Source organism: Aurantiacibacter atlanticus (assembly GCF_001077815.2).
In the GTDB taxonomy this organism is placed as follows: Bacteria; Pseudomonadota; Alphaproteobacteria; order Sphingomonadales; family Sphingomonadaceae; genus Alteraurantiacibacter; species Alteraurantiacibacter atlanticus.
Genome location: NZ_CP011310.1, coordinates 2,742,849 through 2,768,570 on the forward strand (window position 1 = coordinate 2,742,849; position 25,722 = coordinate 2,768,570).

The window sequence follows — 25,722 nt, forward strand, 5'->3', positions numbered from 1 at the left end:
CGCAGCGATCTATCCGTCAGCAAATCGCCAGCGCTCCCGCTTTCTGGCGAAACGACCTGCTCAGAAGGGCAGCCAGCGCTGTTCGCGCGAGAACCGCATATAGCCGGCATTGACGCCCAGTCGCAGGCCCGCTCCCACGCGGATCGGGATCATCACGACATCGCCCTTGCGCACATAGCTGGCGTGGAAGCCACCAACCAGATAGGCCTGTCCTTCACCTGCCGGATAACGTTCGTAAAGCTCATCCGTATCATGAAGGTTGTAGACCAGCACAAAGGTATTGCCAGCATTCGCGCCTGCATCCAGCCCGATGGATGGCCCGGTCCAGTAAACCGGCATATTGCCTTCTACCGCGTGATACATTGTGCCCGAACCATAGCGGACTCCCACTACGAACGCGCCGCCACCTTCGCGTCCGACGATATAGGCATTGGGTTCACCCTGGTCGGAAAGAATATCCTGGATTAGTCGCGCAAGCCCTTCGGCCCCTTGGCCAAACAGACCCTCTGCCGCGCCGATAAGATCATCCTCGCCATAAGTGGTCGGGCTTTGATCTGCCGCGGGCGTGGTATCCACGGTTGCGCTATCGTAGGTGGGGTTTTCAGGCGGCAGATCGATTGACGGGCGCGCCTCCTGCGTTTCGTAACGCTCGCCCGGATCATCATAATCATAGCTGCTGTTGCTGGGATCACTACTGATTTCGCCTGAAGCTTCGTCGTGCAGATCGCCGTCAATGATGACATCTGGATCGACAGTCTCCATCTGGGCGAAAGCCGGGGCAGCGCCAAAGGCCAGCACTGGCACTGCCAGCGATATGGCGGCAAGGCGGAAGTTACGGGCGAAATTCAAAATCATGGCCAGGTTTTCCCTTGGGTTCGGCAGACGCGTTCGCCCTTAAAAGAATCCTTTGCGGCTGAAGCAGCAATGAATAGGCGGCAAAACGAATCCGTTTTGCGCTGAAGCGAAGGAACGCCTTGCGACAGCGCGTTTGAGCGGAGCAACCGCCAGTCGGGCAATTTCCCTGCTCAACGCCTCTTGAAGCGCACGCCCCCCCTCGTTATAGCGCGCATCTTGCCGCCGGGTCCGGAGACGTGGGTGAGTGGCTGAAACCAGTTCCCTGCTAAGGAACCATACCTCTACCGGGGTATCGAGGGTTCGAATCCCTCCGTCTCCGCCACCTATACCATCCCAAGAGATCCCAGAAAGTCCCTGAAAGCCGCAGAATTCTGCGGTTTTTCGGCCTTGCATTGGAATCTCTAGTTCTTATTTTGTTCTAACCCTTCCCACACTTTCTACCCACCATTGTGGGAGCAGATGTGGGAAGAGAACCAGGATGGATGGCTATGGGAAAACTTTCCGCTGCTCAGATTCGAGCTCTCACTAAACCGGGCCGCTACATGGATGGCGATGGACTATCGCTGCTGCTCACCGCCCCAAGAAAGGGGTATTGGGTGCTGCGCGCGACCATAAACGGACGCCGAAGGGACATCGGCCTAGGGCCGCTAGACTTGGTGAAATTGGCTGAAGCGCGCGAACTCGCGATCGACATGCGCCGCGATATTCAGCGAGGCATTGATCCGATCGAAGAGCGCAAGCGCCAGAAAATCGAAATCCTCACGTTCAAGGCCGCCGCAGAGAAGGTCCACACGGAGCAGAAAGCAACCTGGAAGAACGGCAAGCATCAGGATCAGTGGATCAAGACGCTCGAAACCTATGCCTTCCCGAAGCTTGGCGACAGACTCGTTAACGACATTGAGGGACCGCTCATCCGTGAAGTGCTTCTCGATTTCTGGCTGGAAAAGCCGGAGACTGCTCGCCGCGTAAAGCAACGGATCGGCGTTGTGCTTGATTGGGCCTATGCAAACGGAATGCGCGCGACCGAAGCGCCGATGCGCTCGCTGAGCCGTGCCCTGCCAAGACAGCCCAAGCAGGACGGCCATTTCGCTGCGATGCCCTATGAGGATGTCCCAACTTTCTTGAAGCATCTGAACAAGCGAACGAGTGTCGCACGGCACGCGCTTGAGTTCCTGATCCTGACTGCCTCTCGATCGGGCGAAGTGCGGGGTGCTAAATGGGCGGAGATCAATCTGGACGCAAAGCTCTGGACTGTCCCCGCGGAGCGGATGAAGGTAGGAAAGGAACACGTGGTACCGCTGACTGATGCGACAATCGACGTGCTCGAACGTGCCAGACCTTACTACGCTGAATGCAGCGATCTGGTCTTCCCCGGTCGCAACGTCTTGCGCCCGATGTCCGACATGACGCTGCTCAAGATCCTGCGTTACGCCAAGTTGCCCTTCACCGTTCACGGCTTTCGATCTGCGTTCCGCGACTGGGCCGCCGAGAAGACCAGCTATCCCGGCGAGGTGGCGGAAGCGGCGCTAGCGCACACGGCCGGCAACAAAGTGGAAGCGGCCTACCGAAGGACCAACTATTTAGAAAAGCGACGGGAGCTGATGCGCGAGTGGTCGGGCTTTTGCGTTGAAAGGTGAACAAGCACTCGCGAAAGCACGGCGGCATTCGCCCCAATCCCAGCCGTTCTGCCTGTTGGTTCGCTGCCCCAAAAGCTGACACTTACTCGATCCCAGCGCCATCAGGCTGCTCCAGCAACCTGCGTGAAATTTGAGGCGGGTATTGGCTCCCACCGTGCCGCTCCAGATGATAGCCATCCTTTGCGCTGACTGCCCTTTTTCATTCCAAAGTTGAACCCGCGCCCCGCTACCCCCCAGCGTATAAATCTTACACCCCACCATACCGATCAGGGACAAAGGGGCGCCAAACGCTGTCGATAAGGGCACGCTCATTGATTGTTCGCAATGTGCGCCTCAGACAAACGCTCGACAAAATTCGGGCCGTATTTTGCTTTGAGCTTCTCTACGAAATCAGGCTCTACACTGCCGATGAAGGCTATGTAGCCGAGTAGCATTTGGTTTTCTTCGGCGGTGTTCGCACCTTTAAGCGCGTGATAAATTGCTGATCGTATATAACGTTTGCGATCTCTGCCGATCGTGACTCGGCCATCATTGGCCAAAACCAATCCGGTAACAGTTCGGCGATATTTCGTGGTCGCAACGACAGTCTTCAATGCGTTGATTGTCAGCTCAGGCGCATCAGTATCACGGATAATATCCTTGAGGATCCCGTCGACGGAATTGAGGTGACCAGTGCGAGGGGCCGAAAAGGTCAAATCGTCAGCATATCGCGTGTATATAATCTTTTCCTTGGCGAGCTCATCCGCCAATCGTTTGTCAAAGTCATGCAAGAGAACATTCGAGAGCCAGGGGGAGGATGGGGCTCCCATAGCCAATCGAAGTATCGAACTGCCTGGCGTGACGTGGAACATCAGGCGAGCAGTGAGCGCAACGTCTTCCTGATCCTCGAAAACGCCCTTCTCAGCGCAATAGGTCTCCCAATCCCTAGCGCGTATCGAATGGAAAAAATCTTTGAAGTCATACTTCTTGATGGGGCCAGATTGTGAATGAGGCGCCGCATTATCGAGAATTGACTTGCCCTTCCTGTAAGCGGTCGCGCTCTCATGGATGGGCAGGGCGTCAAGGTATTTAACAAGCGCACGTTGAAGTGCTTTGACTTCACGTGCCGGTTGCGAAATGAGCCTCTTGCCTCTCGTGCGCTTATCAATCGTATAGAACTTGTAGCTGCGCGGCGCGCGCGCGATTATACGCTCGACGTCGGCATCGCTAAGGCCAGTTTCGCTGGAGAGATGTTTGATGAGATCGCTCACGCCTCCGCCCCCGTAACTTTACTTATCGCGCGGAAACGAGGTTCGTCATGTTCCTTCCAATATTTGCGAATGTCCATCTTTCGGCGAGCTCTGTTCTTTGGGAGAGTCTCACCGAGATACCGGAAATTCACCGCTTCCTTGTCTGGAACTGCTACTAGGAAGTCGCGAAAACCCTTACGTTCCACAACAAGCCAATCGACCGATTTCGCGCAGAGGAGGTAGGATCGCAGGCGTTCTCTCGTGAGTGTGACGTGACCCCCTGATTTTCCTCCAAGTTGGATTAGAGTCCGGCCCTGACAGAAGGACGGACGAGATGAAGAGAACGAGGTTTTCAGAAGAGCAGATCATTGGCGTGCTGAAGGAAGCGGAGGCGGGAGCCAAGACCGCTGACCTTGCCCGTCGGCACGGTGTATCTGAAGCGACGATCTACAACTGGAAGTCGAAGTATGGCGGGATGGAAGTGTCCGATGCCCGGCGGCTGAAGGAGCTGGAGAGCGAGAACGCGAAGCTGAAGCGTTTGCTGGCCGATGCGATGCTGGACAAGGCGGCGTTGAAGGATCTTCTGGCAAAAAAGTTTTGACGCCCGCCGCGCAGCGGGAAGCTGTTGCTCATCTCCAGGCGTGCCATGGGATGAGCGAGCGGCGGGCGTGCCGTGTCATCGATGCTGATCGCAAGAGCGTGCGTTACCGTTCCACCCGGGACGATGACGTCGATCTGCGTGAGAAGCTGCGCGAGCTGGCCAACCAGCGTCGCCGGTTCGGCTATCGCCGTCTGCATATCCTGCTGCGCCGGGAGGGGATCATGATCAACCGCAAGAAGACCCAGAGGCTCTACCGTGAGGAAGGCTTGGCGGTCAGGCGACGACGTAGCCGCAGGCGTGCTGTTGGCACAAGGGCACCTGCTCCGGTTCTGGCGCTGCCGAACCAGCGCTGGAGCCTGGACTTTGTTCACGACCAGATGGCTTCGGGAAGACGGTTCCGGGTGCTCAACGTGGTCGATGACGTGACCCGGGAGTGCCTGGCAGCGGTGCCGGACACCTCGATCTCTGGTCGCCGTGTCGTTCGCGAGCTGACCGCACTGATCGAACAGCGCGGCAAGCCAGGCATGATCGTCAGCGACAATGGCACCGAGCTCACCAGCAACGCTGTGCTGGCATGGTGCGGCGAGGTCGGCGTGGAGTGGCATTACATCGCGCCCGGAAGGCCGATGCAGAATGGCTATGTCGAGAGCTTCAATGGCCGGATGCGGGACGAACTGCTCAACGAGACGCTGTTCTTGAGTATGGCCCATGCCCGTGTCGAGATCGCGGCCTGGGTCGAAGACTACAATCGGGAGCGACCACACTCGTCTCTCGGTTACGCAACACCGGCGGCGTTCGCCGCTGAACTGGATAAGCAATGGCCTGCTTCGCTACGCCCTACGGGCTCCGCTACGCAGCCCATTGCTTCAACCGCGCTGATGCGCAAAACAACCGCCCGGCTCTAATCCCAGCTGGGGGAAAGCTGGGGGTCACGTCAAGTGCGATGCTAAGTTTCTCGATGAGTGCAGCGATCTCGTCTTCCGTTAGCGCTCCGAATTCTTGGACCAATCCGACGATGAGTTTGATCAGGTGACCAGGTCGGCCTGCATCGAACGTGGAGGGCTCTCTCGTTCTCTCCAACCTTGCGCGTAGTGGGGGGTCGAGCTGATCTCGGAAATTATCGAGAGAGATGCCCGCACAGCTATTTCCGACAATGCCTACCGCCTCATCTTCCAACACAAACACGGACGCCTCGTGCCTCGCATTCAAAAAACGTAGCGGCCCGAGGGTAATGAAGGAGTCTTCTTGCCAATAGCGATCACGAATGACGACCAAGATGCGCTGTGCGATCTCCTCTATGCTTGAAAACGAGCCGAGTTCGGCGAAGCTTCCTTCGCTTTCACAGAATAGAAGGATGAGATCGGTGATTTGCGCGAGATCAGTCTCGAATTCTAAAATGTCCTGATAGTGTTCCGCGAAGCCCGAATCTCTCGTTATATCCTCAGCTAAGATTACGTCGCGGGACCCTACAGCAGGGAATTGAAGCACCTTCAAGAATGCGTCGCGCATCGACAAAATAGCTTGGTCGCTGATGTCGCCGTAGGTGCCCCCACAAAGGAAAATGATCTCGGTAGGAGCTTCAACGTGGATACGTTCCACGCTGAAGTCATCCACAAACACCTGCATTGCTTACCTAAGCTCCGAAAGAGAGCGATGCGGAATCGAGTGGAACGTCCGTAAGGCGATTTCGCATCGCTCTCTTTCGGAGCCCCAATTGGTTCCAATGATATGAGATTCGGCGCAGCGCCGAACCAAGCATCCGAGGATGCTTAACGCGTAAGCGGTTCCCTTATAATGACTGATCTTGCCATCAGCAAGCAGGGTCAAGGCTCGTTCTTCAACGGCATGTGGAAAAGGAATGGTAAAAAGGACAGGAGCGCCGGAGTGAAGCGCCTCTGAATCTTCAAGCCTCATACAAGCCGCCACAATACTCGTCCTGTCGAAACCAAGTGCGTCGGCCGCATCGAGGAACTCGATAACGTCAGGCGACGCTCGCCGCTTTCACACTTCGACACGAATTACTGCCTAGTCCCTGAAGTTCTGCGAGAGTCGCTTGTGTGATACCTGCATTCTTTCGTGCTGCGCGAAGCAGGCTTATGGCGGCGGCATATCTTTCAGAATGTTGTCTGGTCACAACTCCTGATCAAGGATTTTCGCAGATACCCAAAGGCAGGGTTTTGCTCCGGATGAGTCGGCGCTATGCACCCGCTAGAAATTGGCTGACGACGGCCGAAATTGTTCGGTTCCTTCGGATCAGTCAGCGCCAAACTGCTCGCCTCATGATGACCATGAAAAAGATCGCGATAGGACAAAAACCAACGCCGGATCCTGCATTAGGACTTCGACGAGTGAGTGGATGGCAAGCGCGAAGAGAGGCGGGCGAAGAAGGGGGTGTCGAAGTAGCGCTCGCCGGCTGATAGGAGAGAAGTGATGAGATTGGTTGAAAATGACTTCGATAGGGGATTGGACCGTGGGGACGACATATCAGCTGTTAGAGAGCTCATTTCATCTTAGATACGCACAATCAGTTGTTCGAAGGCAGCTTTTGCCGATTTGCCACCAAAAGAGGATGGTCAACAATCGGCCCACTTTATGCTCTTTCGCTACAAGCCAATCTCGAACGGCTTGATCCGCTCCTTGGCTAGATCAGGTGCCTTCTCCCGTTCGACCTGCGGTTCCTGGTGGGTCGCTTGGACCTGACCCGCGCGCCGACCCTTGGCTGCCGCTAGGTTAAGTCGCTCGGAGGTTTCGGATGCTGACGTCTTCTCGCCTAGGTTGGTCGAGATACCTCTTCCAACCTTGTCCCGGTTGTCGACAATCAGCGTGAGCTCGTCTCTCAGGCGCGTGATCGTGACAAGGAAGTTGCGCTGCGAGAGCAGTCGCCGCTCGCGGCTGTCGAGCACGGCAATGCCCTTATCTGCTGTGAGACCCTGCGCCATATGGGCGTTGAGCGCGTAGGCGAGGTCGATCCGCTTTAACATCGGATCGTTCGGCTTCAGCTTATGCTCCATGCCGCTGGAGCTCGTGACCATCACGCCGTCCTGGTTGATCGCGGTCACTATTGCCCTGTCGGCATTTATCAATCCGCGTTTATGGTCGTTCGCCGTCCAACGGATGGCGTCCCCGGTATAGAGATCGAGATCCTTCTTCTCGAACAGCTGCAATATTTGGTCGCTGCCCTTCGCCGATAACCTCGCTGGCACGAAGCGGCGCAAGTGCCCTCGCTCATCGCGAAGCGTAACAACACCCTTCTCGGTATCGACGGCGGCGATCTCATGGCTTCCGCGCCCAAGCCTATGGCGCGATTGACGGCTTGCCACTTCGAGCACCATGCCTGGCGCGTAATTGCGCGCGTAGCGCAATTCCTCGCGTGTCGCGTTTACACGGGATAGAACCTTAAGCCTTTCGCTCGCTGGTCCGATTTCGCCATTGGCGGCAAGCCCTGTCTGGACTGCGGCATTGATCTCCGAACGCAAGCGACGACCCGCGGCGAAGATCGATGTGCGTTCGCGCTCGGCGGGAGGAAGAGACAGCCAGCGTTCCGCTGCAACGATTGCGCTGTTCTCCTGGACCTCGACGATGTGACCCTTGAGATGTTCCAGCGCATCACTGGTCTTGCCTGACTGGGCTGCCTGCTGCGCCCTCTTCAAAGGGTCTGAGCGGGCGCGAAGATTGTGATCCATGCGCGCCGTCTCTGTCCCGGCCCTTTGCGCCAGAGCAAACGGCTTCCCCGCTTCGACAGCTCCCAGCTGCTTTTCGTCACCCATCAGCACGAGGCGATCGACCTTGAGTAGATTGGCGACACGGATCAGCCGATCCTGGTCACGCGTGGAGACCATCGAGGCTTCATCGAGAACTAGAACAGTGTCGCGATACGCTTCGCACGCAGCGGCGATCTCGGCTTTGCCAGCGCAACCATCCAGCAACTTTCGATGTCCCCCGAGGAAGTGACGCAATGTCATCGACGGGATGCCGGTATCCTTCTCCAGCATTCGGACAAGCTTGTTCTGGACCCCGAGGCCGACGACCCTCTTTCCTTGCTCCTGCAGCAGCTGATTGAGTGGCCGCAACACGCTTGATTTGCCCGCTCCTGCCACCCCCTGCACGGCTACCACGCGATTGCTCGAAGAAAGGATCAATCGACCAGCAGCTTCCTGGCCGGCGTTGAGTTTCATCCCGTAATTGATAGACGCCGACGCTTGCAGATACGGACCCGCGGTCTCCGCGGCGAGAATCGGATGAACTGCGCCGTTTACCTTCTCGATCTCGGCCAACATACGGGTCTCCAGCGCCAAGGCATCAGACGTAGTCAGCCACCCTTTCTGCGCGCCTCGGCCGCGCAACAGCGCGCCCTGCTGCGCAAGTTGCCCAATGCGCTTCTCGACTGACTTCATCGTCGTCGGCAAACCGAAATCGAGCGATGCCTTGGCAAGATCTGTCGCGGTAAACGCCGCCTCTCGTTCGGACAAATGCCGCACCGCCGATGCAACCGCGTGAGCCGTCGCAATTTCTTCCCGGCCCTTCATATAAAGCCGCTTGGGAATGAGCGGATCCCCCTCCTTGATGCCCATTCGCTCGGCGACGCTGGCGATCATCGCCTTGCCTCGCTCGAGTAGTGTCGGGCGATCATTTGCCCGCTTCGTTGCCGCAACTGTCAACTCGTGCGAACGCAGCTTGGCGTCGCGCACCATGCCTTCAAGGTCGAGCCTCTGGTCCCAGGCCTGTCCTTCCCATTGGGCCATCAAGGCTCCGCGATTCACATCGCTTTGCTTTCCCTGCCGGGTTGCCAGCGTCGCCACCACACCCGCCTCAAGCCCGCCGCCGCGCCGTGCTTCGAGCACCTCCTGACGCCGCGTCGAAAAGGCCATCACCGCGTCACGGTCGATACCCTTGGCTTCGAAGTTGCCGTGCTTTCCGAATTCACCGATCCGGTAGCCAAGCTTCTCTACCTCGATCCGGAAGCGCGCCATTGTCATGGCATTGAGCAGCGTGTTGTGCTGCCACAGATTGTCGTTGCGTAGCGCTCTCCACTTCCCGTCCTTTTCCTGCGTCATGTTTGCGACGACCGCATGGAAGTGCAGGTTCGGTTCTTGGTTGCGATTGGTGTCGTGCTGGAACAGAGCGACGGTCAGGTTGTCGCTTGCGTGCAGCCGTTCTTTGCCACCCTTCTCGGTGCGATACTGGGCCGCATTCTTCTCTGCCCATTGGATGGTTTCGACGACCGCTGAACGGTACGCGTCAATGATCCGCTGATCCTTGCCGACGAGCGCCAGAAGCGACCAGCTCTTGGGCAGTGAAAAGGTCAGATCGGTCCCAGCCCGGTGGTACTGGCCGTGGTGCCCGATACGTTCACCATTGGGCAGTTCGCCGCGCAGGATTGCCTCGAACGCTTTGGCATCGACCGTCCCTGAAAGACCCAGCCGTTCGGCACCTTTGCCGACCCAGATCCCGGATCGATCAGCGTCTGCCTTGGTGTAATAATTGTCGTTGGCGAAGTAGTTGGCCGCACCACCAGCAGAGCGCACATTGGCAACAGAAAGCATCGCTCAGCGCCCCGCACGCGTGGCTGCCTTGCGCTCGCGATATTCGCGAATGCGTCGTTGGTAAGCGACCACAACCCGGTCCCGCAACTCCTTGTCCTTGTGAGTGCGAAGCCAGCCATCGAGGGCAATCTTGGTGAACAGCAGATCGGCTAGAACCTGATCGCGGAACGCCTCGTCTTGGGGCTGCTCGAGAGCCTCGATGACGGTGAGCTTCAGCCACTGGCTGACGCTCATATGCGCTGCCTCTGCAGCGGCTTTAACAAGGGCATGAAGGTCTTCGTCGACATAGCATTGAAGGGTAAACCGCACGGCGTCACCTGACGTTTGACCGCCCCTCCTCGGCCCAATGACCCCTCTGGATTGACATCAGGCTACGGCAGCGAGGACCTTGTAGGAAAACGCTATTTTTAGCCGTCAAATTAATAGTTTAGCGGCGAGCAACTCACATGTGAGTTGCGGATCGGGAAGTGACATCAGATGACATTACTTGGCGACAGATGGTCAAATGGCTGCGAAACCCGCAGAAATCCTCGCCTCCCAAACACCGGATCTCCGGGTACGGTGTGCTCAGTTTTCCGATTTCTTCGCCCAGTATCCAGTGACTTTGAGCGTTGTTTTTCGAGCTACTTCTGAGAATTTTTCTGACGGGGCGTGAGCATGAGTGATGGTGGCAAAGCGGGGGCATCCAGCTGGACACCCCCGCTTCCTTTCAACGCTGCATATACTGTCTGACAATGTGCTGGTCGTTCCCCAGAGCAGATTGTGCTGCGACCAACGCTCGCAACACTTCGTTGGCCTCTCGCCCCGAAGGATAAGGCCCGGGCGGTGGTAGGTTTGCACGGTCTAAAGGCTGGACGTCACGGAACCTTTGGCGCGACGCGATTTCACCCACACGCCCGCCATTTACGCCGAACCAAGCCGCGATACCGTGCTGCCGATCCCCGCGAGCTAGCATGGCTTTCACCACCGCTGCATCCTCCGCAGTAAGCCGGATTCCGCTTGATTGTGCTCTTCTTTCCATGAACACCTCCTCATGCCGGCTGGGAGAGCTTAAGCAGCTCTGTTTCGAATGCGTCGAGGGCCAAAGAATACGAGCCCTCGTTCTTGCCGATCTTCTGCGGATCGCCCGAATAGGCTTCGATAATCACGCGGTACTTGCGCACGATCGTGGTGAGATTGTCGCGAATGAACTTGGCAGGATCCTTCACCTTCCAAACGACATTGCCTTCACTGTCGGTCGTCATGAGAGCCTTCAGGCCGTACACCAACGGCATGATGAACCCGTCGGGATAGCTGTACTGCACAAGCTTCTGCGTGAAGGGTGACGTGGGCTTGCTGCGCATGTCACTGGCCATTTTTACCGATGTAAGCCGACCAAAACGCCCGGCGCCGTTGTCGTTATACGCGGCGGGGAAATCGAGGTAGATCAGATCGTAAAGCTCAGGCAGCTGTGCTGCGACTTTCAATGCGCTGCCTACGGCGACATTGTGCAGTTCGTGCGTATACTCCCCGCCGGTTGGCTTGGAGATCTCCGGATCGCTCATCAATGCATCGAACGCCTTGGTGCACTCGCCCTTGGACGCATAGATGCGCGAAGGAGCCGGAACGTTGACGCCGTCGGGCAAGCCCACAACCGAGAGCGGGATCCACGAAAGGGCGACCAGGTCGCGCACCTTCACCACCCCGCCATCGTTTGCCTTCCACTCGACCCGCTCCGCAATCTGGCTCGGCAAGGCCTTCCGCAGCTCGTCATAGAAGCCCTTCTTGTTCGCCTTGGTTTCGAGCGTTAGCTGCACATTGTTGTTGCGCGCCGCACCAATTTCGAGAAGCGAGCCGGTGAAGGCGTTCAGTACGAAATCATCCTCCGCATCTGCAGGCACGAGGATCTCGACCGGCACCAGAAAATCGAGAGGGCCGCCATCACCGCTGGGGTGCGCCTTCTTCAGCGCGGCGACCTCGTCACGATGCTCTGCCCAGGCCTCTTTGAACGCAGGCCAATTCTTGATCCGCTTCCATGCCCGCACGTCTTCCATGACCTGCTTGAGGACATAGAGGCCGATCGAGAGAGTGTTGTGCCCGCCATCGAGAATGCCCTCGATCTTGATGTTCTCGAACACCAGCTGATAGCGGTTCCGTTCCAGCGAACGGCATACCGCCGCAGCGATCAGGATGCCCTTAGTCTTGAATGGGAACAGCTCCGGCGTGCGCTCAATACTCTCTATGATGTCTGCCGTAACCGCACCGACCTTGGCAGAACGCGGATTGGCTTCCAGATCGGCGGCATCAAACAGCGAGAGCAGGTTGCGCGCGCGCACCAGCCCGACCAGACGCGTGACTGCGCCCTCGGTCTGACGATCGACCATCTCGTAGCGGATGATAAGTTCATTGGGATTCATACTTTGGCACTCCTATCCAGGAGGACCGTTTCCGAAAGGAGTTGGCATCCATAGCCAACAGAATGAGGGCGGAATTTTCCCTCAACCGTCACCGTCCGGCGACAACTCCATCCAGAACCAGTCCAGGTTCATGTCTCGTCCACCATCTCGGCGAACGCGGCTGGAATATCACATATCTTGGAAATTGCAATCGGGTGCGATTACCCGCGCTGCATAAGAACGCCCTTCGGGTCCGCCCAGCGCAGGATCAGGTTCGCGCCATCTTCAGTATCAATCAGTTGAGTGCCGAACGTCAGATAGATGCCGTCCATCGGATAATAGCCGTTATATTCATATCCATCATGGGTGGCGACGCAGCCCGATATGACTTGCTGAAGCAGCTTGTTGGCATCCTCCCGGAAGATCACTTCCCCTTGCGCGACACGGTCCATGATTGCGGCGACCTCGCGAAAGCATCGGGCGACAGCCATGCCGGGAAGAAAGGTGTTTGCCCCAAAGTCGATCGCCCAGCCGAGGCCGTGCCTATAGATGCGACGCGCATGCTTTGGAGCGTCGACAATAGACCAGGAGGGGTGATCCCACTTGGCGGCAGCACGAATGAACGCTTCTGCATCTTCACGTGGGACAGTTTCGAGCCGCGTCCTTTTCGCAGCCGCCCTGCTGGCGGAACGAGCCGAACCTGCCACGCTTTGCAGCCATGATTTGCGCAGCTCGACCAGTTCGCGAATGAAGGCCTCGTCGAGCTCGCCCGTCAGGAATTTGTGGCCGCATGCGAGGCATTCGCGGCCTCGTCGAAACCAATGCAGATCGGAGTGTCGCTCGTCCCGGACGCGCTGCGCACTGGGCGCATCGAGTTCCGTGGGCGAGATTGCACGGCAGACCTGAATGTCACTGCATTCCGGGCAAAATATCTTGGTCCCGCCTTTTGCCACGCCTGATTTTCCCTTCTTTGCGTTCGCTTCACATCATCACAGGCCGATAGATCTTGCCCGGTTCGATCAGGCTGGGCGAGGCGACGCCGCCTTCCTTGTTTGACATGCGCAGGCGGTATCCCTTCTCCAGCCAGTCGAGCAGGTCGGCAGAATTGGCGACCTTTATGTAGTCCTTCTCGAAGCGGGTCATCGAGACAACGTAGCTGCCGTCGCGGTGTTTGTGTGGGTAGAGCAGCATCCCTGTCTTGGGGCCGCGCGCGACAAAGGCGTGGAGTCCGGCGTCCTTGTCCGCGCTCATTCGCCCTTCTCCGCGTCGGTGCCGATGGCGAAGGCACCTGGCCAGCCGCCGTGCTTGTCGATGGCTTGGTCGATTTCGGCCATGATCTTACGGGTTTCGGTGAGGGCGGTGACGACGCGGCGGTAGTGGAGGATGTCTTCTTCGGTCAGCACGCGGCCCGGGCGAGGATTCTTGCCGCCCTTGCCCGCGCGGTCCTTAAGCCATTTGTCGCAGACCTGATAGCCGCCGACATGGAAGTCCCAGGTCTCCTTCGACACATCCTCGAACCAGCGGTTGGCGTTGATCTCGACCTTGCCGTTCTTATATTTCGGATAGCCCTTCTCTGCCTGCGCCTCGCCCGTTCCGGCGAAGCGGATGTCCGGATTCTTCAGGACCGGCTCATCCTCAGGCTTGAGCAGGTGGAGCGCGACCAGCCTGCGACCGAGCGGAACGAGCGCGGCGAAGGTGGCGCGATCCTTCGGGATCGGGATACGCGGGAAAGCTGATTTCAGGAACTCGGCATAGCGACTGCGATAGGAGGGCGCGTGGAGGAGCGCATAGATCCAGTCGAACAGGTCGCGCGGCCCGAAATCCTTCTCCAGATCGCCACGCCCGTCCCAAGGCTGGTCGAGCAGGCCGATCTGTTGGGCCTTGTGGTGCCGATAGTCCGCTCCCATACTCTCTTGCTCGCCGCGCGGAATACCATCGCTATACGCGACACCAATTGTAGACCCGACTGCATTGGCCCACGCGCCTTCAATGTTGGCGCGGCGATGCTTTTCTCCCGCAGACGTTTTGAGCCAAAGAGGGAACAGATAGTTCACTTCCTTGATCGACACGCTGTGGTGCTGGATCAATTCATCGAACGCGAAAACATGCTCCCAGCCCCCTGAGATTTCGGTCCCGCGAACGGTCGAAATGGCCGGGTTATCGGTTCCTATCATGTGCTCCATTACCTCTGGCCGGGGCATGCATTGAAACCCTCGCGAATTACCTGTGAACAGTGTCGCTCGGATGTCGAACGGACGATAGGAAAGGGGCACGATGTGGGCGTCTAAGCTCTTGAGTGCTTTGATGTCGTTCTGGGCATACTCAACTTGCCAATCCCGGGGTTCCTTTTTGTTTTTTAATTTGATCGCAATCGGAGACACCGAAACTTCGAGTTTCCAGTCATCTTTACCGCCAAGATTATCTCGCTCTTCCAAATGAGGCTTGAGGTCGAGTTTCCGAAACTCGTGCGCTGTGTCTCGCATTTCTTCGGTGGTGAACTGAACACACAGATCATCGTTTGCGGTAACGATACCGGCACTGTTTACACGTTGAATATCCGGCAGACCTTGAAGCGAATAAAACTCAGTCTGAAGTGGGTTCTCACCTCCGATCGTTGTCATCATTGGTGTCAAACGAAAGATCGGTGGGAGCGGTGTTAGTACACTATCGACCGCCGCCAATGTGTGCGCGTCTAGCCAGTCCAGCTTTCCGCCATCATTTTTCCCTTCGCCGACCTTGCCGAGCAAGTCCTTTTGCAGGATTGCAGAATCACAACCTAGCTTTCCGCCAATGGTGACGTTTGTGCCTTCTTCGATGGCAAATACACCTTCGTCGCGCGACCCATCAGCGGCGACTTCACGCTTGTTCACGTTGCCGTGGAGATCGACAATCCGCAGCTGCGGGAAGCAATCGATTACCTCCGTCCGGACACCCCGGAAAGTCGGGCTATCGAGCCAGCTATTTGAGGTGATGTAACCGAGAACGCCCGTTCCAGCTTCCTCGATCTGTTTCATCCCGAACGCGATGAACTTCACGTAATCGTTATTGAGCCATTTGGGGTTCTTCTCGCCCAGAGGCTCGCCGCGCACCTGAAAGAAGCGCTGGATGATCTCGCCAGCGAAAGTCAGCTTCCCCTTAACCTTGCTGGGGTTCATCGAATGGCCCTTGTAGGGCGGATTGCCGATTACGACAGTGAAGCAACCGCATTGCTTGGCTTCATTGGCGCGCTCCGCTTCGTGCGCAAAGGCGACTTGGCGCGCCCGCTCATCCAAATCGAGGTCACGCGGGGGCTGGAGCGAATTGGTCAGCAAGATATGGGCTCGCTCGTCCGAACCGAAGGTGTAGCCGGTTTCGACTAGCTTCAGCCCGATCTTCATATGCGCGATGGAGTAAGCCGCCATCTTCAGCTCGAAGGCGGTCAGGCGCGGAAGCAGGTGCGTCGGGACGTAGTCGTTCCAAGCAGCCTTGATCTCGGCGCTGGACATGTTCTCACTCTGCCAGTGGTCGACCATTCGCTTGTGGATCAGGTCGATCACCTCGACTAGGAAGGTGCCGGTGCCGGTCGCCGGATCGAGGATTTGAACGAAGGGCTCGTTCGGATTGATGTGCTCGGGAACGGTGATCTTGTCATTACGCGCGGCCAGCTCACCCCATGTGGTAGTATCGGCCAGTCCCAACGGCAGGTCGAACTCCGTCCGCAGCATCTCATCCACCCCGCGTACGATGAAGCCGACCACTGCGGGTGGGGTGTAGAAGATGCCCGCATCGACCTTCTGATCGCTGTCGTATTCGCCTAGGAAGTATTCGTAGAAATGGATCACCGGATCCTTACGCGGATTGCGGTTGCCGAAATCTTCAAGCACCCGATCCATGTTCGCGCGGTTAAGCATGTCGACCACATCGCGCACGCCGAGCTCGTCGAAGTCGAGCGCCTTGTCCTTGTCGCGTCCGCCTATCTTGAGGAAGTTGGCGAACAGTTCCTTCAGGAAGGGATTGGTGCGTGGCACCATGTCGGCCATGTTGTCGGCCACAAGGCAGCCTGAGCTATCCTCCGGCGTGATCTTGGAAATGCGAGCCGCCAGCATCCCGTAGCAGATGGTCTGAGCGAACATGTCGGCGAAGCCGTCAGCGTCAAGATCATGGATCAGGTTATTGCGGAATGCCTCCAGCATGGTCTGGAGCGGGCCTTTTTCGATCTCGCGCGCTAGCAAGTCGTTCACGGTGGCCCGAATATCGGTAGCGAGCGCCGCCAGACGCTTGGCCAGTTCCATTGATGTCGAGATGACCTCGCGATGGCGAACCTCGAAGGCGCTCAGCCACTGATTGCGCCATCCTGCATCATCAGCCGGATCGTCGGGCCATGCGAGCTGCTTCGAAAGCTGATGGCCGACATGGTCATTGTGAAGCTTGGTATCTCTGGCGTTCCAGCCGAGCACCTTCATCACCGGCAAATCGTTGGTGGCTGCGCCATCGCTGAAATGGACGAAGGCTAGCTCACGCTCTCCCGACTTGCCGAAATTGGCGGCGAAAATCAGGTCGCTCTTTTGCCAGGCCTGCCGGTCAACCGCCCCGCCGCGCTGCTTTACCACCAGCGCGCGCAGGATGCGGCGCAGGACCGTGACCGAAAGCTGCTTTTCCTCAAAGGAGATGAAGAACACGCCCCAGGGCTGGTTTGTCACCAGCGGGCGAAGCTGGTGGATCTCGCGGACCTTGGCGGTTTCCTCTTCCTTGAGGCCAAGTTCCTGCGGCTCGTATTCAAAGATCACATCCTCGAATTCGTAATCCTCATCGATCGGCCATTCGAGGCGATCGCGGAGCAAGGCCACGAGCTTGGGAAAGCTGTTTACGCGTGCAAGTTCTTCGGCAGAAATGTCCGGCATGTTTTGGTGCGATCCCTAGTTCAGTTCCATCCATGCGCGCAGTTCAGGCTTAACCCCGACGGGGGCCTGAACCTTACGCAGGAATGTCTTGGCGATATGTTTCTCGATCTTCGTGCGGATGTCGGACAGCTTCGGCTGATCCATCTCGACCAGGCGGGGCGTGTCCGGGCGACAGCGGATCGCATCGATGATGCGCGGGGCATCCTCGACGATCCTTTCGGACGCCACATCGTAGAGATACCATTGGACGTCGCCCGCCTCAGTGCTCCAGATATCCTCGCCCTCACGCTCGCTGGCCAACCGGTCATGGGCGGGGCGGGCGTAACAGAAGAAGACTGCACGAGTGCCGGGCTTGATGTGCTCCTTGCCCGAGAAAATGCCGTTGGGCATGGCATTGAGCTGCGCTTCAAGGTCGGGGAATTCCTTGATCAGATCCTGCCATTCGAGATGCAGTTTTTCATCGGGACTTTCCTGTCCCTGATATGCCTCGTTGAAATTGCGCAGATCCTCGTAGTCGTCGTCTTCTCGCAGCAGCTTCTTACCCTCGATCCCGAGCGTTTTGGAAATGCGCAGAGTCTTGTGAGCCACGCGTCCATAAAGGCGGAGCAGGTCGTCCAGATCATCAGGCGGCAGGAAGTTCCAGTAGGCGACCGTCCCCCGCAATTCCTTCTGATCGGGATGGTCTGTGACAATCCGCGCCTCGATCTCGGGGTTCATGCGGCGATCGACACGACCAATGCGCTGCATGAGGCGCACTGGGTTCCAGTGCAGGTCATAATTGATCAGTCGGGTCGCGTCCTGGAGGTTGAGGCCTTCGGACAACACGTCGGTCGCGACGAGAACGCGGATTTCCTTGTTGCCTAGGGCACCGCTGGAGCTCTCGTTGTAGTAGGGCGCAAACCTTTGAATCAGATCGACCCGCTTACCGCTGGTGCCGCTGTCAATCTGGCCCACCCCCTCGATCCCAGCTTCGCGGAGCTGCTGGGCGATATAGCGCGCGGTATCGCTGAATTCGGAGAAGATGAGCACCTTGTGCTTGGACAGGACCGGGTCCTTCGTGAGCAGCTGGACCAGCTTCTTGAGCTTGAGATCCTGCGATGGCTTGAAATTCTCCAGCTCGTTAAGGAAATCGGTGATCTGATCTAGATCCTGCAAGGTGTGGTCAAACAGCTTGCCAACATCGAACTTGTCCCGATCCAGCTTGTCCCATTTCGCGAGCAGCTCCGGCGAGACCAGATCTTCTTCATCCTCATCGCTAAAAAGGTCTTTGTCGGGATTGTGTGATAGCAGCTTCGCATGTTGCCGCTTCCACCGATCAAGTCGCGCCTTCTCGTGATCTGTCTCGGCATTCACCTCCATCCAGGCGAGAAGTTTGAAAAGGAGGCGCCAGCAAGATTGTTTGAAGGCATCAGCTGAGCTCTCGAAGCGTTTGAGGAAGTTGGTTCGGATCAGCGCAACGACCTGTTTCAACCGCCCTATTTCCAGAGCGGTACCTGCCTCTTCGGTATCACCCATGTAGTAGGCCAGAGGATTATAGACCCCCAAAACGAAAAGCGGGTCGCTTTTGTGGAAGGCCTCCGCAACCATGTCGAGCAGCTTGCCGTAAGTCTGGCGAACTGAATACTCGGCGACCGTGGGCTCGCGAGGCTCGGGAAACATTACTTCCCCGTCACCCTCGCGTCTCATGCTCTCCTTAACGTAGCTCCGGCTGCGCTGAACCACCAAAGCATCGAAGAGCGGGTCAGCCGCGAGCCTGATCGACGTTTCTGCATCGTCGAAGATCAGCTCGTCATCGTCCTTGCCGCCATAGATCTCTTCTTCAATCCTCTTTTCGAGCTGCCGGATGTAGCCAGGTAAAGAGTGGATCCCGAGAGTGCCGCCAGCGAAATGGTCGGTCTGCTTCTGCGTGAAGAGCTCAACCATGTGCTGGAAGTCTGTAAGACGGTTGTTGATCGGAGTTGCCGTGAGCAAAAACATTTGCTTGCCCGCCGCAATATCGAAAAGCTTCCAATAGCGGGACTGGCGGTCGCCGCTATCCTCTCCTTTCGTGCCGGTGTTTCGGAAGTGATGTGCCTCGTCGATGATGATCACGTCGGCTTCAGCAGCGACCTGCTCCAGCTCCTCAGCCATCTTGTCCCGCATCAGATCTGTATGACTGAAAATCTTGAGTCTGCTGTACCCCTTGAACACGTCCGGCAAGCGTTTGCTAAGCTCACGCTCCCAGACCGGTTCTTTGGCCGATTTGGGCACAAATAGAGCAACGTTCTTCTTTTCGTGGACTGCAAATCTCTCGATCAGCATCAATCCGATAAATGTCTTACCCAGACCGACGCCGTCGCAAAGGAACGCTCCGCCGTAGCGATCGGCTCGCTTGAGAAGTCCCCCATATCCGTCTTTCTGGTAGCGCGCCAAAACTGGAAAAATCCGCGAGCCAGACTGCTCCCATTCGCTCACGGTCTCCTCGTGTCCAAGGAAATATTGCTGAAGGGATCGAGAGTAGACTTCAAACGGGAGATAGGGACGTGTGTGTCTTTCGAAGGTCTTCAATATCTCAGGCGTGACATCTTCGGCTTCTTCCCAATGCTCTTCATACCACTCTTGAAGCACGGCAACTGGGGTGCCGGTAATCTGCACGTTGAGCTCAACATTCTCAGTCAGCCCCGGGAGGGTGAAATTCGAAGAACCCACTAGGGCTGATGAGCCTACAATATCCAGATTGGCATGGGTGATATACGCTTTGGCGTGAAATTTATCCTTCCGATAAGTCCGACATTCAATTTGGCCAGATCGAAGCGCCTCGACAATCGCCTCCGTGCCCGAAAGGAACGGGTTCTTCTTTTTCTCGGTCTCTAGGCTTTGATCCAAGCGCTCGGTTGCAGCCCGGACTGCGCTCTCGAAAGCTCTCTTCGTTCGCTTGGATACCTCATCGCCAAAAAGGATTCGAATCTTAGCGACCTTCTGCCACTCACTATCCAAGGCCAGAAGTGCACCGACCTCGAAATAGCCAGCTGCAATATCAATTTGCTTCGATAGCTGGCACCAATCGCGCATGTAGCGAAGGGCTTTCCAATCGTCAGCACTGTTATCGACGATGAAGAGCTCACTTCCGACTTTGTGACTCGAACGTTTCGGCAATTTGAGCTTCCTCTTTTTTCAACAAGGTGTGGGTGTGAAAGGCTTTTTCAGGGCATTTCCGCTCCATAGAATTACGAGACATTCCTCATTGGGAATCACCTTAAGTGCAGGATCTGCCATAAGTAAATTCAATCTTCGAAGAGTTTTATGCTGAGCACTTTAGCGCGGGCCGATAATGCTTCGGCAATTGTCGCGACAGCATCCTCAGGCGGATTGCCGGGCACCTGAACTCCCTGCTCAATCTCCTCCGTCACCGCTCTAGCAAGGTCACTTACTCGACGGCGAATGTATGGGGCGCCTAGCACTACCTCGTCCGCGAACCTCGCCACGCTTTCCCTGTCAAATTCATCGAGGGTCGCCGCGCGGCCAAAACGCATTGCGAGCTTGGGGGAGAGCTCTTCCCACATATGCGTGGCAACGAGATCGTAGAGCGGGGCAAGCACCACCTCGCCGTTCTCCCGGCGCAGCAGACTGTAATTCTTCGCGTGGGCATCGGCGTTGCCGATGATGAGATTGAAGATCGCGGCTTCGGCGAGCTTCAGCACTTCGCGTGCTGGCCGCGTCGCAGCGCTGCGTAACAGCGCGAAGCTATCGCGGAAAGTCGGCCCACCCTCCGCCGCGTATTTGCGGTTTGAGGGGACGCTAAGTGCCTGAGCAAAGTCTTCCTGATGCAGGCGTTTCGTTTTTCCCTCGACCGACATCCGGTCATAGCGTTCGACCAGCAGCAACGGCTTGCCCGCCACCTCGCGCCACTCTGCGTGGGCAGCATCAATGCCCACGGCGCGCGCCAGTGCGAGGCAGAAGGCCTCATTTGCAGCCAATCCGGCAAAGCGATCCGGTTCAGGCTTGATCAGATGCGTGGATGGTTCTCCAGGACGAGGGATAGCAATTCCACCGTCCGCAGTGAGCAGCACCGGCAGCTTGCTCTGTGCCCCTGCAAGGCTAAGCCTTGCGCCGCCCTCGCCTGCTAGCATGGGCACAGCAGGCAGTCTGTCCAGCAATTCGGCCAGCTCGTTCTCTTGGAGTGGTTCTGGAGTGGTCTCGGAGTGGTCGTGGAGCGGTTCTTCGTCTTTGGGCAGGAAGGCTAGAGCACCGGCAACATCTCCGCCCAAGGCCTCAAGCAGCCGAAACGGATTGTCGGGCGAAACTCCAAGCGCGCGAGCGATAGCCGTACGCTGGCTTTCCTCGGGTAGCAGTCCGCCAAAGACAGCCTTGCAGGCATGGTCTCTAAATGGCTTTTGCTGCTTGGGCATCGCATGGGAAAGCGCCGGGGCCGTTTCATCAGCCTGCCATTCAGGTGCATATGCGAAATGCATCGCGCCACCTTTGTCGATCGAGAGTTCGCCTGCCTGGCGATCGTCCCACCAGACCACCAGCGTATCCAGAATTGGCAGCGTCACTCCGCCTCATCCTTCTTGGGCGCGACCGCTCTACCCGCCATCACGATCCCGTCAGGCCGCTTGATTTGCAATTCACATCCCAGTGCTGAAATCACATCAAGAACCTTGCCCATCTGGACAGTGGGCTTCCCCCGCTCCAATTCGACGAGGAAGCGCAAACCGACGCCGCTTGCAGCGGCCAACGCGTCCTGTCGCAGACCAAGCTCCTTGCGTTCTTCGCGAATGATTTGGCCGATAGCGGCAACATCGAGCATGAGCACTTCCTTTCCCGAGCGGGAAATCTAGGCAGAAAGTCGATCAAATTCAAGATAATTTTCCCGAAAGGGATATTTACCCCTCAAAGAGCGGATTTGAAAGACATGCTTTCCCGTACGGGACATATTGTACGTTTCCAAAATTTCGTGACACTGAGCCTAAAGTTACTCAAAGTCCGAGGCCTAAATCGCACTTCAGGGAAGTCGGGGAACAATTGTGGTAAATTGCCCTCGAAACGCTTCGTATTTCCGTTAAACCACAAGCCGTTGCATCAGCCCACTTGCCACCTCCGTCTCCGCCACCTTCCTTCATAGGCCGTTGATTTTACGGTTTTTTATGAAGGAAAGTCGCGCCGTCCCACAGTTGACGTTGATAGAATTGGCGCGATTTCGGCGTGATTCGCGATCACTAGTCCGACTTACGTTTCCGTGTTGGGCGCTTGCCTCATGGCCGCAAGTTCATCGTCGGATGGAAATGTCAGGTCTGCGAATTTCGACACCCCGCAGTGCTTTGCTGTTACCGGGCCGAAGCGTTCGGCGATGGTTCGCGCCAAGCGAACGTCTTCTTCCAGCCCAGCGTCCAGTCCAACGACGACATTGTTCATCGGGATGGTATATGGCTTGAAGCTGTCCACTTCTTCCGGCGTGAGGCAGCCGCCGCCGATTTGTCCGTCAAAATCTGCGGGCTTCGGACCGATGGCGCGAAACTCGTTTCGTATGACACAGTATTGTTGGAACGTCCCCGGCGCACATACCGGGGATCAGACAGAGATCACAACGTCAGATCCTGCAGCTTCGCTAGAAACGGTAGGATAGACCCGCGCTAATGACCCATGGATCGAGCTTGTGCTCGGTTTCGATGGCCAGCGTGTTGTCCGCATACCAGCGTGCTGTGGTATCGACAAAATAGCGCTTGGCATCGAATGTCACGCCGAGCCCGCTTGTGCCAATAGCGATATCTGCCCCGCCTTGAAGGACCAGGCCGAACTCGTCAGACAAAGTGGTCCGCGTGACGCCCAGCGGGACGGTGCCCGCTCCTGGTTCGGAATCGACCCACCAGAAATAGGTCGCGCCGATACCAGCGTAAGGTTTCACCCCGCCGAGATCGACGTGATATTTCGCGGTCAGAGTGGCCGGAATGAGTTTCGCGTCGGACACCAGTTCCGCGCCCGGCAATCCGGCGGTCGCATCGACGTCGTGCTGTGTCATGCAACAGATAGTTTCGACCGAGAAATTGGGCGTCACGAAATATTCTATCGCGAGGGTCGGAACAAAATTGTCGCTCGATTCGGTCTGAGTGGCTGCGGGCAATCCCACGATGTCCGTTCTGACATCGGTGATCTCGCCATCGGGCGCGACATAGGTTCCCAGCAGCTTGACCTGGAGTTTCCCGACGTCGTCCTGCGCCATTGCAGGCGCCGCCAGCATAGCTAGCCCGGCGAGGGGTGCCACAAACAACTTGTTCATTGCGATAATCCTTCTCGCTGCAGTGATCGCACCGCGCGACCGAGGATTTCTGCAACGTCGGACACCCCAGTAATGGGCGGCTTTCCACCCTGCATTGACCTCAATCAAAGTTGCTCGGCGACACCAGCGTGGGCACTTCGGATGTTGTAATGAGCTTACAGAAACGTGCGCAGTTCTGCCGGTAAAGTTTGATCTGGCTCAATGACAGATGTCCCGGCAATGTCGCAGAAAGCCCTTATGTGGACCTATTACCCTGAATTGCTCGCAGCGCCTGTACCGCGTTACACCAGCTATCCGACCGCCGCTGAATTTGGCAAGATCAATGCCGATCTTTATCGCTCTGCTCTCCGCAACGCCTGCGGGGATGTTTCGCTTTACGTCCACATCCCGTTCTGTGAGAAGATATGCTTCTACTGCGGTTGCAATACGGGCCGTGTGGACCAGCGCCAGCGACTCGAATCCTACCTTGCAGCTTTGCACCGTGAAATTGAAACAGTGGCGAATGAATTGTCCGGCGAGGTCAATGTCGTCAGGCTCGCTTTCGGCGGCGGAAGCCCCAATGCGATTACGCCAGACGATTTTCGCGAACTGTTTGGCGCGCTGAGCAACTATTTTCCTCTACGCGATCCAACTGTTTCGATCGAACTCGATCCGCGCACGATGAGCGCGGAATGGGCAGCAGTCATTGCAGAATTGGGCATTTCCCGCGCCAGCCTGGGGGTGCAGACTTTTGCGGGTCATTGCCAGAAAGCCATCGGCCGCGTGCAATCCGAAGACTGTATCTCGCGGACCGTGGAATGGTTGCGTGATGCCAATGTCACATCTATCAACTTCGACCTGATGTATGGGCTGCCCGGCCAGACAATGCATGATCTGGAAGATACCCTCCAGCGCACCCGCGCTCTTGGCGCGGATCGTATCGCACTGTTTGGCTACGCCCACGTCCCGCATATCGTCCCGCGTCAGCGCGCAATCGATGATAGCAACCTACCGGACCAGAAAGCGCGCTTCGCCATGGCCGAACTCGGATATGCCTATCTTGTCGGCCACGGCTATGCACCGATCGGCTTCGATCATTTTGCAAGGTCGGATGGTGAGCCGCTTGCAAAAGCCGTCCTCGACCGAACACTGAAACGCAATTTCCAAGGCTTTACTGATGACCAGAGCGAGGTGCTGATAGGGCTGGGCGCGTCGTCCATCAGCAGCTTCCCGCATTTGCTTTCCCAGAACGAGAAGAACAATGGGCGTTACCGCATGCTTTCTTCACAGGGCGAACTATCGGGAGGCAGAGGGATCGCACGCACCCCCGATGATCGTTATCGCGGGGCCGTCATCGAACAGTTGCTGTGCCAGGGCCGTGCAAGGCTTGGGGCAGCATTGCTGCGCGAGGCGGCGGACCGGCTCGGCCTCTTCATGGAACGCGGTCTGGTCTCGATAGATGGGCCTTGGCTCAAGATACTGCCAAAAGGCCTGCCATACGCCCGCTCGATTGCCGCGATGTTCGATACCCATCGTCCATCTTCAACCCGCCGCTTCAGTTCGGCGGTGTAGTTTGACTTGGCTTTGAAGGTCCAGAGCCCGACACACTCGATGCCCAGTCGCTTGACCGAATTCGCGGATTCACCTGAGCAGCGCAATCCGATTGCAGTGGAAATTCCGTGTGTCTGCGACTAGCGCTCTTTCCTGCGTCAGAGAACCATTGATGTACGGTCCGTTCCACCTGAAAGTTGTGCCTCTGGGCCGAGAATAACGCGGGACTGCGCCATTACTGCCGCACCGCCATGCCATCGCGGTCATTTACTGCAAAAGTCCCACTATTCAGGCTTCAGGCAATCCATAGATGCCGATGCCGCTCACGTTCTCATGCGGAAATCCGCCAAGATTATGCGTCAGACCGATGGAGGGGTTTTCCATCTGCCGCTCCCCAGCCCTAAGGATCGAACGCGGCGTTGACGCTCAAGGCAAAGCCATTCACCGCTGTCCAAGCGAAAAGGAACAGGAAGAATGCGCCGATGAATGGCCATGATCCTCCAATCCTGGCCACATTATCTGCGAGCCTAACCCAGGCCGTTTCTTCCCGTTCTGCAACGTCGCCAACGTCTTGGCTGATCGGCCGCCGCTCTTCGATATGCTCGACGACACGGCGCTCTTCAATTTCACTCGGCGCACGACCGGGATGTTTTTTCGCCAGATCGACTGTTACGCGGCTTAGCTTCGTCATCTCCATTCCTCCAGTATTGCAGGTCGATGAACAGCCCTCTTTGCATATGCTTGGCGGCTACAGTTTCTCGTGATCACAAGTCGGCTTGGAAGCCGGACGGACCGGCATGTCGGCCCACGCCGTAC

The 25,722-nt window shown here is 57.1% G+C and carries 18 protein-coding genes and 1 tRNA gene; 4 read left to right on the plus strand and 15 right to left on the minus strand.

Features of this window, described 5'->3' with window-relative positions:
• Positions 1 to 60: 60 nt before the first annotated feature.
• Positions 61 to 855, minus strand: coding sequence for a DUF1134 domain-containing protein (locus tag CP97_RS13420; RefSeq protein WP_048886363.1), 795 nt, complete (start codon positions 853 to 855; stop codon positions 61 to 63).
• A gap of 230 nt (positions 856 to 1,085) precedes the next feature.
• On the opposite strand from CP97_RS13420, the gene CP97_RS13425 reads away from it, so the two are divergent.
• Positions 1,086 to 1,177 (plus strand) — tRNA-Ser (locus CP97_RS13425).
• A gap of 166 nt (positions 1,178 to 1,343) precedes the next feature.
• On the plus strand, positions 1,344 to 2,492 hold the full coding sequence (locus CP97_RS13430) for a tyrosine-type recombinase/integrase (protein ID WP_048887027.1): 1,149 nt from the start codon (positions 1,344 to 1,346) through the stop codon (positions 2,490 to 2,492).
• A 308-nt stretch (positions 2,493 to 2,800) separates the two neighbouring features.
• Here CP97_RS13430 and CP97_RS13435 read toward each other — a convergent pair whose 3' ends face one another.
• Positions 2,801 to 3,742 (minus strand): retron St85 family RNA-directed DNA polymerase, encoded by a 942-nt coding sequence (locus tag CP97_RS13435; RefSeq protein WP_048886364.1) that lies wholly within the window; start codon positions 3,740 to 3,742, stop codon positions 2,801 to 2,803.
• A 313-nt stretch (positions 3,743 to 4,055) separates the two neighbouring features.
• On the opposite strand from CP97_RS13435, the gene CP97_RS13450 reads away from it, so the two are divergent.
• Positions 4,056 to 5,227, plus strand: a protein-coding gene (locus tag CP97_RS13450) for an IS3 family transposase (RefSeq protein ID WP_149036385.1) whose coding sequence is annotated in 2 segments (ribosomal slippage) — positions 4,056 to 4,308 and positions 4,308 to 5,227 — 1,173 coding nt in all. Because the reading frame shifts where the segments join, the coding sequence is not laid out codon by codon here.
• On the opposite strand, the gene CP97_RS13455 is transcribed toward CP97_RS13450, so the two are convergent.
• The 12 genes from CP97_RS13455 to CP97_RS13515 form a co-directional block, all read right to left on the minus strand.
• Positions 5,172 to 5,936, minus strand: coding sequence for a retron St85 family effector protein (locus CP97_RS13455; protein ID WP_149036487.1), 765 nt, complete (start codon positions 5,934 to 5,936; stop codon positions 5,172 to 5,174). The genes CP97_RS13450 and CP97_RS13455 overlap by 56 nt on opposite strands.
• A gap of 989 nt (positions 5,937 to 6,925) precedes the next feature.
• Positions 6,926 to 9,865, minus strand: a complete 2,940-nt coding sequence (mobF, locus tag CP97_RS13460) for a MobF family relaxase (RefSeq protein ID WP_048886367.1) — start codon at positions 9,863 to 9,865, stop codon at positions 6,926 to 6,928.
• A gap of 3 nt (positions 9,866 to 9,868) precedes the next feature.
• Positions 9,869 to 10,174: a hypothetical protein gene (locus tag CP97_RS13465; protein WP_048886368.1), complete on the minus strand. Its 306-nt coding sequence runs from the start codon at positions 10,172 to 10,174 to the stop codon at positions 9,869 to 9,871.
• A 722-nt stretch (positions 10,175 to 10,896) separates the two neighbouring features.
• Positions 10,897 to 12,228, minus strand: a complete 1,332-nt coding sequence (locus CP97_RS13475) for a hypothetical protein (protein ID WP_227819607.1) — start codon at positions 12,226 to 12,228, stop codon at positions 10,897 to 10,899.
• A 233-nt stretch (positions 12,229 to 12,461) separates the two neighbouring features.
• The gene (locus CP97_RS13480) at positions 12,462 to 13,193 is read right to left on the minus strand and encodes a hypothetical protein (protein WP_048886370.1); all 732 of its coding nucleotides are present in this window, start codon (positions 13,191 to 13,193) and stop codon (positions 12,462 to 12,464) included.
• Positions 13,194 to 13,221: 28 nt separating this feature from the next.
• A complete protein-coding gene (locus CP97_RS13485; RefSeq protein ID WP_048886371.1) occupies positions 13,222 to 13,491 on the minus strand; it encodes a hypothetical protein in 270 nt (89 codons plus the stop codon).
• Positions 13,488 to 17,060: a type ISP restriction/modification enzyme gene (locus CP97_RS13490; protein ID WP_149036488.1), complete on the minus strand. Its 3,573-nt coding sequence runs from the start codon at positions 17,058 to 17,060 to the stop codon at positions 13,488 to 13,490. Before CP97_RS13490 ends, CP97_RS13485 begins: the two co-directional genes overlap by 4 nt.
• Positions 17,061 to 17,135: 75 nt before the next feature.
• The gene (locus CP97_RS13495) at positions 17,136 to 20,255 is read right to left on the minus strand and encodes a helicase-related protein (RefSeq protein ID WP_149036489.1); all 3,120 of its coding nucleotides are present in this window, start codon (positions 20,253 to 20,255) and stop codon (positions 17,136 to 17,138) included.
• 128 nt (positions 20,256 to 20,383) lie between these two features.
• A complete protein-coding gene (locus tag CP97_RS13500) occupies positions 20,384 to 21,655 on the minus strand; it encodes a type II toxin-antitoxin system HipA family toxin (protein WP_048886374.1) in 1,272 nt (423 codons plus the stop codon).
• The gene (locus CP97_RS13505) at positions 21,652 to 21,909 is read right to left on the minus strand and encodes a helix-turn-helix transcriptional regulator (protein WP_048886375.1); all 258 of its coding nucleotides are present in this window, start codon (positions 21,907 to 21,909) and stop codon (positions 21,652 to 21,654) included. Before CP97_RS13505 ends, CP97_RS13500 begins: the two co-directional genes overlap by 4 nt.
• Positions 21,910 to 22,328: 419 nt before the next feature.
• Complete coding sequence (locus CP97_RS13510; RefSeq protein ID WP_048886376.1) at positions 22,329 to 22,544, minus strand: hypothetical protein; 216 nt, start codon at positions 22,542 to 22,544, stop codon at positions 22,329 to 22,331.
• Between the two features lie 163 nt (positions 22,545 to 22,707).
• Positions 22,708 to 23,376: an OmpW/AlkL family protein gene (locus CP97_RS13515; protein WP_048886377.1), complete on the minus strand. Its 669-nt coding sequence runs from the start codon at positions 23,374 to 23,376 to the stop codon at positions 22,708 to 22,710.
• Positions 23,377 to 23,613: 237 nt separating this feature from the next.
• Between CP97_RS13515 and hemN the strand changes: the two genes are divergently transcribed.
• Positions 23,614 to 24,927: an oxygen-independent coproporphyrinogen III oxidase gene (gene hemN / locus CP97_RS13520; RefSeq protein WP_174539184.1), complete on the plus strand. Its 1,314-nt coding sequence runs from the start codon at positions 23,614 to 23,616 to the stop codon at positions 24,925 to 24,927.
• 379 nt (positions 24,928 to 25,306) lie between these two features.
• On the opposite strand, the gene CP97_RS13525 is transcribed toward hemN, so the two are convergent.
• A complete protein-coding gene (locus CP97_RS13525; protein ID WP_063612450.1) occupies positions 25,307 to 25,597 on the minus strand; it encodes a DUF1003 domain-containing protein in 291 nt (96 codons plus the stop codon).
• Positions 25,598 to 25,722 lie beyond the last annotated feature (125 nt).